The organism is Pseudomonas paraeruginosa PA7 (assembly GCF_000017205.1).
Lineage (GTDB): Bacteria > Pseudomonadota > Gammaproteobacteria > Pseudomonadales > Pseudomonadaceae > Pseudomonas > Pseudomonas paraeruginosa.
Genome location: NC_009656.1, coordinates 2,596,703 through 2,614,820, shown reverse-complemented (window position 1 = coordinate 2,614,820; position 18,118 = coordinate 2,596,703). Strand labels below are relative to the sequence as shown.

Genomic DNA, 18,118 nt, shown 5'->3' with positions numbered 1-18,118 from the left:
CTTGGATGGCCGATCCCGGCCCGGGGTTTTGCCGGCCTTTTGCGGATAGGTGTAGCATAGCCGGCAGATCTCTTCAGGCGGCTCCATTGGAGCACGCATTCTCTTGTGTGACAAAGGCTTATGGAGTCTTTTTATGAGTGAAGTCAAGCATTCGCGCCTCATCATCCTGGGCTCCGGTCCGGCCGGCTATACCGCCGCCGTGTACGCCGCACGCGCCAATCTCAAGCCAGTGGTGATCACCGGCATCCAGCCAGGCGGCCAGCTGACCACCACCACCGAAGTCGACAACTGGCCGGGCGACGTCGAAGGCCTTACCGGCCCGGCGCTGATGACCCGCATGCAGCAGCACGCCGAGCGTTTCGACACCGAGATCGTCTACGACCACATCCACACCGCCGAGTTGCAACAGCGCCCGTTCACGCTGAAGGGCGATAGTGGCACTTATACCTGCGATGCACTGATCATTGCCACCGGCGCCTCCGCGCAATACCTGGGCATGTCGTCGGAAGAAGCCTTCATGGGCAAGGGCGTTTCCGCCTGCGCCACCTGCGATGGCTTCTTCTACCGCAATCAGGTGGTCTGCGTGGTCGGCGGCGGCAATACCGCCGTCGAGGAAGCGCTGTACCTGGCCAACATCGCCAAGGAAGTCCACCTGATCCACCGTCGCGACAAGCTGCGCTCGGAGAAGATCCTCCAGGACAAGCTGTTCGACAAGGCCGAGAACGGCAACGTGCGCCTGCACTGGAACACCACCCTGGACGAAGTGCTGGGCGACGCCAGCGGCGTCACCGGCGTACGCCTGAAGAGCACCGTCGACGGCAGCACCAGCGAACTGCCGCTGGCCGGCGTGTTCATCGCCATCGGCCACAAGCCGAACACCGACCTGTTCCAGGGCCAGCTGGAAATGCGCGACGGCTACCTGCGGATCCACGGCGGTAGCGAAGGCAACGCCACCCAGACCAGCATCGAAGGCGTGTTCGCCGCCGGCGACGTGGCCGACCATGTCTACCGCCAGGCCATCACCTCCGCCGGCGCCGGCTGCATGGCCGCTCTGGATGCCGAAAAATACCTCGACGACCATTGATCGGACCCAGGGGAGGCCCGCCCTCCCCTACCCCGCCATGCTGACCTGGCTTTCCCGCACCAATTACGATTTCCCGCCCCTCGACAAGGCCCTGCAGGAGCCCAACGGGCTGCTCGCGGCCGGCGGCGACCTCGACCCGCGCCGTCTGATCGCCGCCTACCGCCACGGCTGCTTCCCCTGGTACCAGGATGGCCAGCCAATCCTCTGGTGGTCGCCCGATCCGCGCACCGTGCTGCTCCCCGAGGAACTGCACGTGTCCCGCAGCCTGGCCAAGTGCCTGCGCCAGCAACGCTTCGAAGTCACTTTCAATCGTGACTTCCGGGCGGTGATCCAGGCTTGCGCCGCGCCGCGCGACTACGCCGACGGCACCTGGATCACCACACCGATGCAACTGGCCTACCAGGAGCTGCACCTGCGCGGCGTCGCCCATTCGGTGGAAGTCTGGCAGGCCGGGCAGCTGGTCGGCGGCCTGTATGGCCTGGCCATGGGCCGGCTGTTCTTCGGCGAGTCGATGTTCAGCCGCGCCGACAACGCCTCCAAGGTGGGTTTCGTCACGCTGGTCCGACACCTGCGCGACGCCGGTTTCGTATTGATCGACTGCCAGATGCCGACCCGCCACCTGCACAGCCTGGGCGCACGTGCCATCAGCCGCGAGGCATTCGCCGACTACCTGCAGCGCTATCGCGACGAATCTCCCAGCGGCACCCTGGATTTTTAGGCGAGTTTCCGTGCCTGGCATAAACTTGCTTATGGGTCCCTGCTGGAGTTCACCATGACCGAACTCGCCCGACTGAAGTTCTACGCGACGCAACCGCATCCGTGCAGCTACCTGCCCGAGGAACAGGCCACCACCCTGTTCCTCGACCCCAGCCAGCCCATGGACACGCAGTTGTACGCCTCGCTGTCGGAAGTCGGCTTCCGTCGCAGCGGCGACCATCTCTACCGCCCGCACTGCCAGCATTGCACCGCCTGCATCGCCGCGCGCATACCGGTCGCCGGCTTCAGCCCGAACCGTCAGCAGCGACGCATCCTCAAGCGCAACGCCGAACTGCAGGTGATCCGCAAGCGACCGAGCTTCAACGAGGAGTACTACGACCTCTACCGCCGCTACATCGAGCAGCGCCACGCCGACGGCGACATGTATCCGCCCAGTCGCGACCAGTTCGCCACCTTCCTGGTCCGCGACCTGCCCTTCTGCTGCTTCTTCGAGTTCCGCCTGCACGGACGCCTGCTGGCCATCGCGGTGACCGACGTACTGCCGAACGGGTTGTCGGCGGTCTATACCTTCTACGACCCCGATGAAGAGCAGCGCAGCCTGGGACGCTACGCGATTCTCTGGCAGATCGCCGAGACCGAACGCCTAGGCCTGCAAGCCGTCTACCTGGGCTACTGGATCAAGAATTGCCGGAAGATGAACTACAAGACCCAGTACCGCCCCATCGAACTGTTCGTCAACCAGCGCTGGGTCGCCCTCACCTGATAGCCGTGTGGCGCTGTTGTCGATTTTCTGGCACAATGCACGCCGCTTTTCACGGCCCACCTCTCATTGAAAGGGCCACCCATAGATACCGAGGGCTCTACTGCATGTCGAAAGAAGACAGCTTCGAAATGGAAGGTACTGTCGTCGACACCCTGCCCAACACCATGTTCCGTGTGGAGTTGGAAAATGGGCACGTCGTCACCGCGCACATCTCCGGCAAAATGCGCAAGAACTACATCCGCATCCTCACCGGCGACAAGGTCCGCGTGGAACTGACGCCCTACGACCTGAGCAAGGGCCGCATCACCTACCGCGCCCGCTGAGTCGTCACGAGCCTTCACGGCTCGCCGATTGCAAAAGAAAAAGCCCGGCATGCGCCGGGCTTTTTCGTTGCAGCCATCCGGATCAGGCGGGCTCCGCCGCCGTGATCTCGAACTCGAAGGCCAGCTCGTCGCCCTTCAGGTCGACATGCACCAGGCCGCCATGCTCGGCCAGCTCGCCGAACAGGATCTCTTCGGCCAAGGGCCGCTTGATCTTGTCCTGGATCAGCCGCGCCATCGGTCGCGCACCCATCTGCACGTCGTAGCCCTTCTCCGCCAGCCAGCCGCGTGCCGCATCGCTGACCTCGAGCTGGACGCGCTTGTCCTCCAGCTGCGCCTGCAGCTCGGTGAGGAACTTGTCGACCACGCTCTTGATCGTCTCGGTGCTCAGGCGGCCGAACTGGATGATGGTATCCAGGCGGTTGCGGAACTCCGGAGTGAAGCTCTTCTTGATCACTTCCATCGCATCGGTGGTGTGATCCTGCTGGTTGAAGCCGATCGACGCGCGCGCCGCCACCTCCGCGCCGGCATTGGTGGTCATGATCAGGATGATGTTGCGGAAGTCCGCCTTGCGTCCGTTGTTGTCGGTGAGGGTACCGTGGTCCATCACCTGCAGCAGCAGGTTGAAGACTTCCGGGTGGGCCTTCTCGATCTCGTCGAGCAGCAACACGCAGTGCGGGGTCTTGGTGATCGCCTCGGTGAGCAGGCCGCCCTGGTCGAAGCCGACGTAGCCCGGAGGCGCGCCGATCAGCCGCGACACGGTATGCCGCTCCATGTACTCGGACATGTCGAAGCGCACCAGCTCCACGCCCAGCGCCTTGGCCAGCTGCCGCGCCACCTCGGTCTTGCCGACGCCGGTAGGGCCGGCGAAGAGGAACGAGCCGACCGGTTTGTCCGGCGCCTTGAGCCCGGCCCGCGACAGCTTGATCGCGGTGGACAGCGACTCGATGGCGTCGTCCTGGCCGAACACGGTCAGCTTGAGGTCGCGCTCGAGGTTGCGCAGCAGCTCCTTGTCGGAGGTGGTGACGTGCTTCGGCGGGATCCGCGCGATCTTCGCCACGATATCCTCGACCTGCGCCACCTCGATGCGCTTCACGCGCTTCTCTTCCGGCTGCAGGCGCTGGTAGGCGCCAGCCTCGTCGATGACATCGATGGCCTTGTCCGGCATGTGCCGGTCGTTGATGTAGCGCGCCGCCAGCTCGGCCGCGGCGCGCAGCGCCTCGTCACTGTACTCGATGTGGTGATGCTGCTCGAAGCGCCCCTTGAGGCCCTTGAGGATGCCATAGGTGTCTTCCACCGACGGCTCGGTCACGTCGACCTTCTGGAAGCGCCGCGCCAAGGCCCGGTCCTTCTCGAAGATGCCGCGGAACTCCTGGAAGGTGGTCGAGCCGATGCAGCGGATCTCGCCCGAGGACAGGACCGGCTTGAGCAGGTTGGAGGCGTCCATCACCCCGCCGGATGCCGCACCGGCACCGATGATGGTGTGGATCTCGTCGATGAACAGCACCGCGTGCGGGCGCTTGCGCAACTCGTTGAGCAACGCCTTGAAGCGCTTCTCGAAGTCGCCGCGATACTTGGTGCCCGCGAGCAAGGCGCCCAGGTCGAGGGAGTAGACCACGCTGTCGGCCAGCAGGTCCGGCACCTGGCCGTCGACGATGCGCTTGGCCAGGCCTTCGGCGATGGCCGTCTTGCCGACCCCCGCCTCGCCCACCAGCAACGGGTTGTTCTTGCGCCGCCGGGCGAGGATCTGCGCCACCCGCTCGACTTCATGCTCGCGCCCCACCAGCGGGTCGATCCGCCCCTGGCGGGCCAGCTCGTTGAGGTTGCTGGCGTAGGCATCCAGCGGATGGTTGGACGTGGCCGACTCGCCACCTTCCTCATCCTGCATATCCTGCTCCCCATCCTGCGGATGTTCGGCATGCCCGGGCACCTTGGAAATACCGTGGGCGATGTAGTTCACCACATCGATACGCGCGATGCTCTGCTGCTTGAGCAGGAACACCGCCTGGCTTTCCTGTTCGCTGAAGATCGCCACCAGGACGTTGGCCCCGGTCACTTCGCGCTTGCCGGAACTCTGCACGTGGAACACCGCGCGCTGCAGGACGCGCTGGAAGCCCAGCGTCGGCTGGGTCTCGCGCTCGTCGTCGTGCTGCGGGATCAGCGGCGTGGTGGAATCGATGAATTCCTGCAGGTCGCGCCGCAGCTTGTCCAGGTTGGCACCGCACGCACGCAGTACCGTTGCCGCTGCCTCGTTGTCCAGCAAGGCCAGCAGCAGGTGCTCAACCGTCATGAATTCATGGCGTTTGGCCCTCGCCTCCTTGAAGGCGAGATTGAGGGTGACTTCGAGCTCTCGATTCAACATGGCTTCACCTCGCTCCCAAACATCCGATCAACTGTCTTTCTCTATCTCGCAGAGCAATGGATGCTGGCTCTCCCGCGCATACTGATTGACCTGCATCGCCTTGGTTTCGGCCACGTCCCGGGTAAACAAGCCGCAGACCGCCTTACCCTGAGTATGTACCGTCAACATGATCTTGGTGGCTTTTTCCCGGTCCATGTTGAAGAACACTTCCAGCACTTCAACAACAAAGTCCATCGGCGTGTAATCGTCGTTGAACAGTACCACCTTATACAACGGTGGCGGCTGTAATACAGGCTTCGACTCCTGTACCGCGAGCCCCGCCCCTTCGTCCTCGTGTTCATGAGGCTCGGGGTGGTCCTGATTGAATGTTAGTCGAATCTGGCTAGGTGCATGCATGAGGAAAAAAGCTTTGCCTTTCTGGAAAGTTATGGACCGATATTGATGTTGATCCGTTTCTCGGGCGTATGGTTCAGCGCCTTGACTAACTGCAAAAGGGTGTTACAAACAATGGAATACCCCTACAGGGTATCAGGGGTTCCGCACCCGTCATGACCCAGGTCGGACGCGGGATCGTAGTGGATGATACTCCAGCGTTGGAGTCCTTTGCAGAGGGATATGAGCATGCTCAGCGGTAAGGTCAAGTGGTTCAACAACGCCAAGGGCTACGGGTTCATCCTGGCCGAGGGCCGAGATGAGGACCTGTTCGCCCATTACTCGGCCATTCAGATGGACGGTTACAAGACACTCAAGGCGGGCCAGCCGGTCAATTTCGAGATCATCCAGGGACCGAAGGGACTGCACGCCATCAACATCAGTCCCGCCACCGCGACAACCGCCGCATCCTCCGCCCCCACCCCGCTCGAGGAGCCCCAGGCGTCGCCGATCGAAGCCTGAGCACCAGCGCGGACGCGGAAATGAAAAAGGCCGGTGCGAACCGGCCTTTTTCTCGTTCGGGCGGCGGCCCTTCTTACATCTTGGCGATCATCGCGTCGCCGAACTCCGAGCAGGACAGCAGGGTGGCGCCGTCCATCAGGCGCTCGAAGTCGTAGGTCACGGTCTTGGCGGCGATCGCGCCGTTGGTGCCCTTGATGATCAGGTCGGCGGCCTCGGTCCAGCCCATGTGGCGCAGCATCATCTCCGCGGAGAGGATCAGCGAGCCGGGGTTGACCTTGTCCTGGCCGGCGTATTTCGGCGCGGTGCCGTGGGTCGCCTCGAACATGGCCACCGAGTCGGACAGGTTGGCGCCGGGCGCGATACCGATGCCGCCGACCTCGGCCGCCAGGGCGTCGGAGAGATAGTCGCCGTTCAGGTTCAGGGTGGCGATCACGTCGTACTCGGCCGGGCGCAGCAGGATCTGCTGCAACATGGCGTCGGCGATCACGTCCTTGACCACGACGTTCCTGCCGGTCTTCGGATTCTTGAACTGCATCCACGGACCGCCGTCCAGCAGTTCGGCGCCGAACTCATCGCGCGCGACTTCGTAGCCCCAGTCCTTGAAGGCACCCTCGGTGAACTTCATGATGTTGCCCTTGTGCACCAGGGTCACCGAGCTGCGGTCGTTGTCGACGGCATACTGCAGTGCCTTGCGCACCAGGCGCTTGGTGCCTTCCTGGGACACCGGCTTGATGCCGATGCCGCAGTTCTCGGTGAAGCGGATCTTCTTGACGCCCATTTCCTCGGTGAGGAACTTGATGACCTTCTCCGCTTCCGGCGAACCGGCCTTCCACTCGACGCCGGCATAGATGTCCTCGGAGTTCTCGCGGAAGATCACCATGTCCACGTCGCCAGGCTTCTTCACCGGGCTGGGCACGCCTTCGAACCAGCGTACCGGGCGCTGACAGACGTAGAGATCGAGTTGCTGGCGCAGGGCCACGTTCAGGGAGCGAATGCCGCCACCGACCGGGGTGGTCAGCGGCCCCTTGATGGAAACCACGTAGTCGCGCACGGCATCCAGGGTTTCCTGGGGCAGCCAGGTGTCCTGGTCGTAGACCTGGGTGGCCTTCTCGCCGGCATAGACTTCCATCCAGGCGATCTTGCGCTCGCCCTTGTAGGCTTTTTCTACTGCAGCGTCGACAACCTTGATCATGACCGGGCTGATATCGACGCCGATGCCATCGCCTTCGATGAACGGGATGATCGGGTTCTTCGGTACGCTCAAGGACATGTCGGCATTCACAGTGATTTTGTCACCGGTCGCCGGCACCTGGATCTTTTGGTATCCCATGCTGAACTCCGTGTTGTGGTTAAAACCCTGTTGCAGCCTTCTAGGGTAGCCCAGTTGGCCGCCTGGAAACCACATCTTCCTTAGTCTAAACCGGCGAGCGCATCAGCCCATCGAGAGGATGGTATACTGCGCGGCATGACTTCGCAGTCATCGAGGTCCGAGCAGTCTGGGACCAGACCCTCTCCCCTCGCAGCGGCGGGCTCGCCACCATGATCCCGCCGTACAACGCTCTACTGGCGCCCCTATATCCCGCGGCATATCTCGATTTCGATTCAACCCGATGTTGAGCGAAGGCATCGCGTCCACCAACGCGTATCGAGACTCTGTGCGCGCCCAGCAAAAAAGAGAGTTACCGTAGATGTCCATCCGCTCGAAGATCACCTACACCTTCACCGACGAAGCACCCGCGCTCGCCACCTACTCGCTCCTCCCCATCGTCAAGGCCTTTGCCGCTTCCGCCGGCATCGACGTCGAGACCAGCGACATCTCTCTTGCAGGACGCATCCTGGCCAACTTCGCCGACCGCCTCGAAGCCGACCAGCGTATCGAAGACGACCTCGCCCGCCTGGCGGTCCTGGCCACCTCGCCCGACGCCAACATCATCAAGTTGCCCAACATCAGCGCCTCGGTGCCGCAGCTCAAAGGCGCGATCGCCGAACTGCAGGCCCTGGGCTACAAGGTTCCCGACTTCCCGGAAGACCCGCAGACCGACGAAGAGAAAGAGGTTCGCGCACGCTACGCGAAGATCCTCGGCAGCGCCGTGAACCCGGTCCTGCGCGAAGGCAACTCCGACCGCCGTGCCCCGGCCGCGGTGAAGGCCTACGCCCGCAAGCACCCGCACTCCATGGGCAAGTGGAGCATGGCCTCGCGCTCGCACGCCGACTACATGCGCGGCGGCGACTTCTTCTCCAGCGAACAGTCGATCACCATGGCCAAGGCCGGTGACGTGCGCATCGAATTCGTCGGCAAGGACGGCAAGGTCGAGGTCAAGAAGCAACTGAGCCTGCAGGAAGGCGAAGTGCTCGACAGCATGTTCATGAGCTGCGGCAAGCTGCGCGACTTCTTCGAGAAGACCCTGCAGGACTGCAAGGAAACCGGCGTCATGTGGTCCCTGCACGTCAAGGCGACCATGATGAAGATTTCCCACCCGATCGTCTTCGGACATGCGGTGAGCGTCTACTACAAGGACGTCTTCGACAAGTGGGGCCAACTCTTCGAAGAGCTCGGCGTGAACCCGAACAACGGCATCTCCAGCGTCTACGACAAGATCAAGTCGCTGCCCGCCTCCCAGCAGGAAGAGATCCTCCACGACATCCACGAGGTGTACAGCCACCGCCCGGAAATGGCGATGGTCGACTCCGTGAAGGGCATCACCAACCTGCACATTCCGAGCGACGTCATCGTCGACGCCTCGATGCCGGCGATGATCCGCAACTCCGGCCAGATGTGGGGCAAGGACGGCAAGCAGAAAGATACCAAGGCGGTAATGCCGGAAAGCACCTACGCCCGCATCTACCAGGAGATGATCAACTTCTGCAAGACCAACGGCGCCTTCGACCCGACCACCATGGGCAGCGTGCCGAACGTCGGCCTGATGGCGCAGAAGGCCGAGGAATACGGCTCCCACGACAAGACCTTCGAAATGACCGCCGACGGCACCATGCGCGTGGTCCTGGCCGACGGCACCGTGCTGATGCAGCACGAAGTGGAGACCGGCGACATCTGGCGCGCCTGCCAGACCAAGGACGCGCCGATCCGCGACTGGGTCAAGCTGGCCGTCACCCGCGCCCGCCAGTCCGACACCCCGGCGATCTTCTGGCTGGACCCGGAGCGCGCCCACGACCGCGAGCTGCGCAAGAAGGTCGAGCTTTACCTCAAGGACCACGACCTGACCGGCCTCGACATCAGCATCATGGGCTACAACGAGGCGATCCGCGTGAGCATGGAGCGCCTGATCCGCGGCAAGGACACCATCTCGGTGACCGGCAACGTCCTGCGCGACTACCTGACCGACCTGTTCCCGATCATGGAACTGGGCACCTCGGCCAAGATGCTCTCCATCGTTCCGCTGATGGCGGGCGGCGGCATGTACGAAACCGGCGCCGGCGGCTCGGCACCCAAGCACGTCCAGCAACTGGTGGAAGAGAACTACCTGCGCTGGGACTCCCTGGGCGAGTTCCTGGCCTTGGCCGTATCCCTGGAGGAAACCGGGATCAAGACCGGCAACGCCAAGGCCAAGCTGCTCGGCAAGGCACTGGACGAAGCCACTGGCAAGCTGCTGGACAACAACAAGTCGCCGTCGCGCAAGGTCGGTGACATCGACAACCGCGGCAGCCACTTCTACCTGGCGATGTACTGGGCCCAGGCCCTGGCCGCCCAGGACGAAGACGCCGAACTGAAAGCGCATTTCGCACCGCTGGCCAAGGCCCTGACCGAGCAGGAAGCGACCATCGTCGCCGAACTCAACGCCGTCCAGGGCAAGCCGGCCGAGATCGGCGGCTACTATCGCTCCAATCCGGAGCTGACCAGCAAGGTAATGCGCCCCAGCGCCACCTTCAACGCGGCGATCGACAGCCTGGCCTGATGGCGTCACGCTGAACGAAGCAGGAAACCCCGGGCCTACGCCCGGGGTTTCTTTTTTATCGAGGCCTTTTCCGTATCGAGGAGACATCCATGAGCTGGCACCCCCATGTCACCGTAGCGACCATCGTCGAGGACCAGGGCCGCTTCCTGCTGGTCGAGGAACGAGCCGACGGCCGCGAGGTGCTGAACCAGCCCGCCGGCCACCTGGAACCCGCCGAAAGCCTGCTCGAGGCCGCCCTGCGCGAAACCCTCGAGGAAACCGGCTGGGAGGTCGAGCTGAGCGCAGTCACCGGCATCTACCTGTACACCGCGCCGTCCAACGGCGTCACCTACCAGCGCGTCTGCTTCGCCGCCCGCCCCGTGCGCCACCATCCCGAACGCGCCCTGGACCACGGCATCATCGGTCCGCGCTGGCTGACCCGCGACGAGCTGGCCGCCCAGCCGCAACGCTGGCGCAGCCACCTGGTGCTGCGCTGCATCGACGACTATCTGGCCGGCGACCGCTACCCCCTGGCGCTGATCCGCGACAGCCACGTGTCGCCCTCTTCGCCCCAGGCCTGATAGAATCCGCGTTTTACGAATTCGCCCGTGACGCCTGATCGCTATGTCTGAATCCGCCCCCACCCCACGCCGCGAGCGCGTGATCGTCGGCATGTCCGGCGGCGTCGACTCGTCCGTCTCCGCCCTGCTCCTGCAGCAGCAGGGCTACCAGGTCGAAGGCCTGTTCATGAAGAACTGGGACGAGGACGACGGCACCGAATACTGTACCGCCCGCGAGGACCTGGCCGACGCCCAGGCCGTCTGCGACCGGATCGGCATCAAGCTGCACACGGCGAACTTCGCGGCGGAATACTGGGACAACGTGTTCGAGCACTTCCTCGCCGAGTACAAGGCCGGCCGCACGCCGAACCCGGACATCCTCTGCAACCGCGAGATCAAGTTCAAGGCCTTCCTCGACTACGCGCTGATGCTCGGCGCCGACCTGATCGCCACTGGCCATTATGTGCGTCGCCGCGACCTCGACGGGCGCACCGAACTGCTCAAGGGCCTGGACCCGAACAAGGACCAGAGCTACTTCCTGCACGCGGTGGGCGGCGAGCAGATCGCCCGCAGCCTGTTCCCGGTCGGCGAACTGGAGAAGCCGGAAGTCCGCGCCATCGCCGAGAAGCACGGCCTGGCCACGGCGAAGAAGAAGGATTCCACCGGCATCTGCTTCATCGGCGAGCGGCGTTTCACCGACTTCCTCAAGCAATACCTGCCGGCCCAGCCCGGCGACATCGAGACCACCGAAGGCAAGGTCATCGGCCGCCACAGCGGCCTGATGTACCACACCATCGGCCAGCGCCAGGGCCTCGGCATCGGCGGCCTCAAGGAAGCCGGCGACGACCCCTGGTACGTGCTCGGCAAGGACCTGCAGCGCAACGTGCTGCTGGTCGGCCAGGGCAACGACCACCCGCTGCTGTTCTCCCGCGCCCTGCTGGCCTCGCGAATCTACTGGGTCAACCCGGTCGAACTGGAGCGGCCACGCCGCCTGCGGGCCAAGGTGCGCTACCGGCAGAGCGACCAGGACTGCGTCCTGGAGAAAACCGCCGACGGCTACCGCGCGGTGTTCGACGAACCGCAGCGCGCCGTGACCCCGGGGCAATCGGTGGTGTTCTACGACGGCGAGGTCTGCCTCGGCGGCGGCGTGATCGAAACGGCGGAAGCCTGGGACTTCGGAGGACGCCCGTGAGCGATTCGCGCCAGCAACTTATCGCCCTCGGCGCCGTCTTCGAATCCGCAGCACTGGTCGACAAGCTGGCACGCACCGGGCAGATCAGCGAAGCCCCGCTGGGCTGCATGCTCGGCAGCCTGCTGGCGCGCAACCCGGCCAGCACCCTGGACGTCTACGGTGGCGACACCCTCAACCTGCGCGACGGCTTCAAGGCCCTGGCCAGCGCCCTGGAACGCAAGCCCGGCAGCCTGCAGCGCGAACCGCTGCGCTACGCCCTGGCGATGCTGACCCTGGAACGGCAACTGGACAAGCGCGGCGACATGCTCGACCTGATCGGCCAGCGTCTCGACCAGGTCGAACAGCAGGTCCAGCACTTCGGCCTGGTCCACGAAAACGTCATCGCCTCGTTCGCCAGCATCTACCAGGACACCCTCAGCACCTTCCGCCAGCGCATCCAGGTACACGGCGACATGCGCCACCTGCAGGTCAGCAGCAACGCCGCGCGGATCCGCGCCCTGCTGCTCGCCGGTATCCGCTCGGCGCGACTCTGGCGGCAGCTGGGCGGCAGCCGCTGGCAGATGGTGTTCAGCCGGCGCCGACTGCTCAACGAACTCTACCTCCTGCTGCGCGGCTAGCCATGGCCGAGAGCCAGCCACAACGGCGCAACAGCCCGACCCAGGGCGCCGCCATGCTGGCTCTTTCAGCGCTATTCTTCGCCCTGATGGGCGGCCTGATCCGCGAGGCTTCCAGCACCGTCAACAACGAAACCGTGGTGTTCTTCCGCAACCTCGTCGGCGTGCTGTTCTTCCTGCCCCTGGCGCTGACCCGCGGTATCGGCCCGCTGCGCACCCGCCGCCCGCTGTCGCACCTGCTGCGCACCACCTACGGCCTGGGCGGCATGTATTGCTACTTCTACGCCCTCGCCCACCTGCCGCTGACCGACGCCATGCTGTTCAGCTATGCCGCGCCGGTGTTCACCCCGCTGATCGCACACCTGTGGATCAAGGAGCCGCTGACCCGCCGGATGATGGGCGCCACCCTGGTCGGCTTCCTCGGCGTGCTGCTGGTGGCCAGGCCCAGCGGCGCGGTAGTGGCGCCGATCGCCCTGGTCGGTGTCGCCTCCAGCCTGATGGCCGCCTGCGCCTTCGTCTCGATCCGCGAAATGAGCGACAGCGAGCCGGCCTATCGCATCGTGTTCTATTTCGCCCTGTTCGGCGCGCTGTTCTCCGCCGTGCCGCTGGCCTGGGCCTGGCAGCCGCTGAACGGCCACGAACTGCTCCTGCTGCTCGCTGCCGGACTGTTCGCCAGCCTTGGCCAACTGACCATGTCGCAGGCTTATGCCCTGGCCTCTCCGGGAGTGATCGGGCCGATCGCCTACATGGCCATCGTGTTCGCCGGGGTGATCGCCTGGCTGCGCTGGGACGAACTGCCCAGCCACACATCGCTGCTCGGCGCCGCACTGATCTTCGCCGCCAGCCTGATCCCCCTGCTGGGTAACCGCTCCGCCGAAAGGCCCCGCTGAGTGCCCCACCGGAGCGCGCCTTTCATGTATGATATGCGCCCCTTTTTCGTTGACTTCCAGCCACGAGAACGTCTCATGCAGCTTTCCTCGCTCACCGCGGTATCCCCCGTCGATGGCCGCTATGCCGGCAAAACCAGCAGCCTGCGTCCGATCTTCAGCGAATACGGCCTGATCCGTTTCCGCGTCATGGTGGAAGTCCGCTGGCTGCAGCGTCTCGCCGCCCACGCCGGGATTCCCGAGGTCGCGCCGTTCTCCGCCGAGGCCAACGCCCTGCTCGACAGCCTGGCGAGCGACTTCCAGCTGGAACACGCCGAACGCATCAAGGACATCGAGCGCACCACCAACCACGACGTGAAAGCCGTGGAGTACCTGCTCAAGGAGCAGGCCGCCAAGCTCCCGGAGCTGGCCGCGGTCAGCGAGTTCATCCACTTCGCCTGCACCTCCGAGGACATCAACAACCTGTCCCACGCCCTGATGCTCCGCGAGGGCCGCGACAGCGTGCTGCTGCCACTGATGCGCCGGATCGCCGAGGCCATCCGCGAACTGGCGGTGAAATTCGCCGACGTGCCGATGCTCTCCCGCACCCATGGCCAGCCCGCCTCGCCAACCACCCTGGGCAAGGAACTGGCCAACGTGGTCTACCGCCTGGAGCGGCAGATCAAGCAGGTCGCCGGTATCGAGCTGCTGGGCAAGATCAACGGCGCGGTGGGCAACTACAACGCGCACCTGTCCGCCTACCCGGACGTCGACTGGGAAGCCAACGCCCGCCAGTTCATCGAAGGCGACCTCGGCCTGACCTTCAACCCCTACACCACGCAGATCGAGCCGCACGACTACATCGCCGAACTGTTCGACGCGATCGCCCGCTTCAACACCATCCTCATCGACTTCGACCGCGACGTCTGGGGCTACATCTCCCTCGGCTACTTCAAGCAGAAGACCGTGGCCGGCGAGATCGGCTCCTCGACCATGCCGCACAAGGTCAACCCGATCGACTTCGAGAACTCCGAAGGCAACCTCGGCATCGCCAACGCACTGTTCCAGCACCTGGCCAGCAAGCTGCCGATCTCGCGCTGGCAGCGCGACCTGACCGACTCCACCGTGCTGCGCAACCTCGGCGTCGGCATCGCCCACAGCGTCATCGCCTACGAGGCCAGCCTGAAGGGCATCGGCAAGCTGGAGCTGAACGCCCAGCGCATCGCCGAGGACCTGGACGCCTGCTGGGAAGTCCTCGCCGAACCGGTGCAGACCGTGATGCGCCGCTACGGCGTGGAGAACCCCTACGAGAAGCTGAAGGAACTGACCCGCGGCAAAGGCATCAGCGCCGAGGCCCTGCAGACTTTCATCGAAGAACTGGCGATTCCCGCCGAAGCCAAGGTCGAGCTGAAGAAGCTGACCCCGGCCGGCTACGTCGGCAATGCCGCCGCCCAGGCCAAGCGCATCTGAGCACGCAACCCTTTTGCACGCCCGGCTGTGCCGGGCGTTTTTGTTTCAAGGACTTATCCATGAATGCTGATACTCCCCTGCAACTTCTGGGCGGGCTGACCGCTGCCGAATTCCTCCGCGACTACTGGCAGCGCAAGCCGCTGCTGGTCCGCCAGGCGATCCCGGACTTCGAAAGCCCACTGTCCGCCGACGAGCTGGCCGGCCTGTCGCTGGAGGAAACAGTGGAATCGCGCATCGTCCTCGAACACGGGAAAACCCCCTGGGAAATGCGCCGCGGCCCGTTCCAGGAGGAGGACTACAAGCACCTGCCGGAACAGGACTGGACCCTGCTGGTGCAGGCGGTCGACCAGTTCGTTCCGGAAGTCGCCGAACTGCTGGAGCGGTTCCGTTTCCTTCCCAGTTGGCGGATCGACGACGTGATGATCAGCTATGCCGCGCCCGGCGGCGGCGTCGGTCCGCACTTCGACAACTACGACGTGTTCCTGCTCCAGAGCCACGGGCGCCGGCGCTGGAAGGTCGGCCAGGTGTGCAGCGCCGACAGCCCGCTGCGCGAGCACGCCGACCTGCGCATCCTCGCCGACTTCGAGCAGAGCGATGAGTGGGTCCTGGAGCCCGGCGACATGCTCTACCTGCCGCCGCGCCTGGCCCACTACGGCATCGCCGAAGACGAATGCATGACCTACTCGATCGGTTTCCGCGCCCCCAGCGCCGCCGAGGTGCTGACCCACTTCACCGACTTCCTCGGTCAGTTCCTCTCCGACGAGGAACGCTACAGCGACGCCGGCCTGCAGCCGGTGGGCGACGATCCGCACCAGATCCAGCGCGACGCCCTCGAGCGCCTGCAGGGCCTGATCCAGGAACACATGAGCGACGAGCGCCTGCTGCTGACCTGGTTCGGCCAGTTCATGACCGAGCCGCGCTATCCTGAACTGGTTGCCGGCGAGGATATCCCCGAAGAGGAGCTGTTCGGCGCCCTCGAGGATGGCGCGCTGCTGGTGCGCAACCCCAGCGCACGCCTGGCCTGGAGCGAGATCGACATCGGCCTGGTGCTGTTCGCCAGCGGCCAGAGCGTACTCCTGCCCGGCCAGCTCAAGGAACTGCTGAAGCTGGTCTGCTCGGCCGATGCGTTGCATCTGGAAAACCTCGGCCAATGGCTGGCCGATGACGATGCGCGTAAGCTGTTGGCGGAGTTGGTCAAACAGGGCAGTTTGGAGTTTGCAGATGAATAAGATCCGCGTACGCGTAGCCGACTGGCAGAAGGACAATGCCGAGCTGCGCCGCATCCGCGAAGCGGTCTTCATTGCCGAACAGTCGGTTCCGCCGGAACTGGAATGGGACGCCGAAGACGACGAAGCCGTGCATTTTCTCGCCTATGAAGGCGAATACGCGATCGGCACCGCGCGCCTGCTGGGCGACGGCCACATCGGCAGGGTCTCGGTGCTCAAGGACTGGCGCGGCCTGAAGGTCGGCGACGCGCTGATGCGCGCGGCCATCGCGGAAGCCGAGCGACGCGGCCTGAAGCGCCAGTTGCTGACCGCCCAGGTCTATGCCATTCCCTTCTACGAGCGACTGGGCTTCAAGGTCGACAGCGGCGAGTTCCTCGATGCCGGCCTGCCTCACGTCGACATGGTCCGCGACAGCGACTGAGGCCCGATGCACGACGACGCCCCGGAGTCCGCGCCGGCCGACCTGCCGGCCATCGAGTTCAGCTCTCCGGGGCGCTTTGCCGTGCACAACCCGGCGAGCGACGCGGCGCCTGCGCAATCTCCGGAAGCGGCGCCGTTCCGGCTCGGCGAGCACCAACCGCTGGAGCGCTTCGAGCAACCGCAACAGGCCCGCGCCCACGCCCTGGCACTGCTGCAGCAGGCCCGCCGCTCGTTGTGCCTGTACAGTCCCGACCTGGAACCCTGGCTCTACCACCACAGCAGCGTCCAGGACGCCTGCACCCGCTTCCTCCTGGCCAATCCGCGCAACCGCCTGCGCATCCTTGTCGGCGACAGCACCCAGGCCGTGCGCAACGGCCACCGCCTGATCACGCTTTCGCGCCGCCTGTCGAGCAACTGCCTGATCCGCCGCCTCAACCCGGACTACCCTAGAGAAGACGACGCCTTCCTCCTGGCCGACGAGCAGGGTCTGCTGCTGCGCCCACATCCGGCGCAACCGGCGGGCTACGCCTGCTACCGGGCCGCCGGGCGGGTGCGCCAGCTCCAGGCTCGCTTCGAACGGGCCTGGAACACCAGTCTTTCCGACCCGGACCTGCGGAGCCTCCTCCTGTGACCCTGTTGCGCACCATCCTGTTCTCTTCCCTGCTGGCGACGCTCGCCCTCGGCGCCTCGGCCGCTCCACGCACCGAAGTGATCCCGCTCAACTACCGCACCGCCGACGACGTGATAGCGGTGGCCCAATCGGTCATCGGCAGCGAAGGCAAGGTCAGCGCCTACGGCAACCAGTTGATCGTCAACGCCGAGCCGGCGAAGATCCGCGAACTGCAATCCGTCCTGCAACAGATCGACTCGCGCCCGCATCGCCTGCTGATCACCGTCGACACCAGCCAGAACCTGCAACAGGACAGCCACGGTTATTCGGTGGACGGCTCGGCCAGCGCCGGCAACGTGGAGATCCAGAGCGGCCGCGGCGAAGTCGACGGCAAGGATCGCGTGCGCATCATCCGCCGCTCCACCGACAGCCGCGCCGGCGGCACCCAGCAGGTCCAGGCCACCGAAGGCTACCCGGCGCTGATCCAGGTCGGCCAGAGCGTGCCCATCACCAGCACCGCCACCGGCCCCTACGGACAGATCTACAGCCAGACCGAATACCGCAACGTCAACCGCGGCTTCTACGTCACCGCGACCCTGACCGGCAACCTGGTGCACGTCACCATCAGCTCCAGCAATGACCGCCTCAGCCAGAGCCATCCCGGCGTCATCGATACCCAGAGCACCGACACCCGGGTCAGCGGCAAGCTCGGCGAATGGATCACCTTCGGCGGCGTCAGCGAGCAGAACCAGGCCGACCAGCGCGGTTTCGTCCGCCGCTACTCCACCCAGGGACGCGACGACACCAGCCTGCGCCTGAAAGTCGAAGCGCTCGACTGACCGACGGCAGCCCCCGGAAGATTTTCCGCCACGCTCCGGCAAAGCCCCGGAGCGCGGGCTTTTGCGAGCATTTTCGATCCATTCGGAATCATCTCGACCAGACAAGACCATCCGGTCACTCTTAGACCTTCGTGTAGTAGCCTTGAAAAAACACTACAAAAGGTTTGACGAAGGATTTTTTCCAGAGCATGATGGCCCCGCTCCCGCTAATCAGGGGCTCTGCAACGACGAGCCCCCGGTGTCTGCGCCGATACGCCCTCGGCCTCCACCGCGCCGATCCGCCCACAA

Annotated in this window: 18 protein-coding genes; 15 read left to right on the top strand and 3 right to left on the bottom strand. The window is 64.7% G+C overall.

Features of this window, described 5'->3' with window-relative positions; genetic code table 11:
• The first annotated feature begins 133 nt into the window (after positions 1-133).
• From trxB to infA, 4 genes are all read left to right on the top strand, one after another.
• Positions 134-1,084: a thioredoxin-disulfide reductase gene (gene trxB / locus PSPA7_RS12415; protein WP_012075456.1), complete on the top strand. Its 951-nt coding sequence runs from the start codon at positions 134-136 to the stop codon at positions 1,082-1,084.
• A 37-nt stretch (positions 1,085-1,121) separates the two neighbouring features.
• Positions 1,122-1,802, top strand: coding sequence for a leucyl/phenylalanyl-tRNA--protein transferase (gene aat / locus PSPA7_RS12410; RefSeq protein WP_012075455.1), 681 nt, complete (start codon positions 1,122-1,124; stop codon positions 1,800-1,802).
• 54 nt (positions 1,803-1,856) lie between these two features.
• Positions 1,857-2,564 (top strand): arginyltransferase, encoded by a 708-nt coding sequence (locus PSPA7_RS12405; RefSeq protein ID WP_003097644.1) that lies wholly within the window; start codon positions 1,857-1,859, stop codon positions 2,562-2,564.
• Between the two features lie 104 nt (positions 2,565-2,668).
• Entirely contained in the window at positions 2,669-2,887 is a 219-nt protein-coding gene (gene infA, locus PSPA7_RS12400) for a translation initiation factor IF-1 (RefSeq protein WP_002553999.1), read from the top strand.
• 82 nt (positions 2,888-2,969) lie between these two features.
• Here the strand turns inward: infA and clpA are convergent, their stop codons facing one another.
• Together clpA and clpS are read right to left on the bottom strand one after the other, a co-directional pair.
• Positions 2,970-5,246, bottom strand: coding sequence for an ATP-dependent Clp protease ATP-binding subunit ClpA (gene clpA / locus PSPA7_RS12395; protein ID WP_003090432.1), 2,277 nt, complete (start codon positions 5,244-5,246; stop codon positions 2,970-2,972).
• Positions 5,247-5,273: 27 nt separating this feature from the next.
• The gene (clpS, locus tag PSPA7_RS12390; RefSeq protein ID WP_003097649.1) at positions 5,274-5,642 is read right to left on the bottom strand and encodes an ATP-dependent Clp protease adapter ClpS; all 369 of its coding nucleotides are present in this window, start codon (positions 5,640-5,642) and stop codon (positions 5,274-5,276) included.
• A gap of 225 nt (positions 5,643-5,867) precedes the next feature.
• Between clpS and cspD the strand changes: the two genes are divergently transcribed.
• Positions 5,868-6,140: a cold shock domain-containing protein CspD gene (cspD, locus tag PSPA7_RS12385; protein WP_003153206.1), complete on the top strand. Its 273-nt coding sequence runs from the start codon at positions 5,868-5,870 to the stop codon at positions 6,138-6,140.
• Between the two features lie 73 nt (positions 6,141-6,213).
• Here cspD and icd read toward each other — a convergent pair whose 3' ends face one another.
• A complete protein-coding gene (icd, locus tag PSPA7_RS12380; protein WP_012075454.1) occupies positions 6,214-7,470 on the bottom strand; it encodes an NADP-dependent isocitrate dehydrogenase in 1,257 nt (418 codons plus the stop codon).
• A 358-nt stretch (positions 7,471-7,828) separates the two neighbouring features.
• Between icd and PSPA7_RS12375 the strand changes: the two genes are divergently transcribed.
• The 10 genes from PSPA7_RS12375 (at position 7,829) to PSPA7_RS12330 (ending at position 17,830) form a co-directional block, all read left to right on the top strand.
• Positions 7,829-10,054: an NADP-dependent isocitrate dehydrogenase gene (locus tag PSPA7_RS12375; RefSeq protein ID WP_012075453.1), complete on the top strand. Its 2,226-nt coding sequence runs from the start codon at positions 7,829-7,831 to the stop codon at positions 10,052-10,054.
• Between the two features lie 89 nt (positions 10,055-10,143).
• Positions 10,144-10,614 carry an NUDIX hydrolase gene (locus tag PSPA7_RS12370; protein WP_003153215.1) on the top strand — a complete coding sequence of 157 codons (471 nt, stop codon included), beginning with the start codon at positions 10,144-10,146 and terminating at the stop codon, positions 10,612-10,614.
• Positions 10,615-10,657: 43 nt separating this feature from the next.
• Complete coding sequence (gene mnmA / locus PSPA7_RS12365; RefSeq protein ID WP_012075452.1) at positions 10,658-11,785, top strand: tRNA 2-thiouridine(34) synthase MnmA; 1,128 nt, start codon at positions 10,658-10,660, stop codon at positions 11,783-11,785.
• A complete protein-coding gene (hflD, locus tag PSPA7_RS12360; RefSeq protein WP_012075451.1) occupies positions 11,782-12,402 on the top strand; it encodes a high frequency lysogenization protein HflD in 621 nt (206 codons plus the stop codon). The genes mnmA and hflD overlap by 4 nt, the downstream gene beginning before the upstream one ends.
• Positions 12,403-12,404: 2 nt before the next feature.
• On the top strand, positions 12,405-13,289 hold the full coding sequence (locus PSPA7_RS12355) for a DMT family transporter (RefSeq protein WP_012075450.1): 885 nt from the start codon (positions 12,405-12,407) through the stop codon (positions 13,287-13,289).
• Positions 13,290-13,364: 75 nt separating this feature from the next.
• The gene (gene purB / locus PSPA7_RS12350; protein WP_003153221.1) at positions 13,365-14,735 is read left to right on the top strand and encodes an adenylosuccinate lyase; all 1,371 of its coding nucleotides are present in this window, start codon (positions 13,365-13,367) and stop codon (positions 14,733-14,735) included.
• 59 nt (positions 14,736-14,794) lie between these two features.
• On the top strand, positions 14,795-15,964 hold the full coding sequence (locus tag PSPA7_RS12345; RefSeq protein ID WP_012075449.1) for a ribosomal protein uL16 3-hydroxylase: 1,170 nt from the start codon (positions 14,795-14,797) through the stop codon (positions 15,962-15,964).
• The gene (locus tag PSPA7_RS12340) at positions 15,957-16,382 is read left to right on the top strand and encodes a GNAT family N-acetyltransferase (protein ID WP_003153225.1); all 426 of its coding nucleotides are present in this window, start codon (positions 15,957-15,959) and stop codon (positions 16,380-16,382) included. The genes PSPA7_RS12345 and PSPA7_RS12340 overlap by 8 nt, the downstream gene beginning before the upstream one ends.
• A 6-nt stretch (positions 16,383-16,388) precedes the next feature.
• On the top strand, positions 16,389-17,012 hold the full coding sequence (locus PSPA7_RS12335; protein WP_012075448.1) for a DUF7931 domain-containing protein: 624 nt from the start codon (positions 16,389-16,391) through the stop codon (positions 17,010-17,012).
• Entirely contained in the window at positions 17,009-17,830 is an 822-nt protein-coding gene (locus tag PSPA7_RS12330) for a secretin N-terminal domain-containing protein (RefSeq protein ID WP_012075447.1), read from the top strand. Before PSPA7_RS12335 ends, PSPA7_RS12330 begins: the two co-directional genes overlap by 4 nt.
• Positions 17,831-18,118 lie beyond the last annotated feature (288 nt).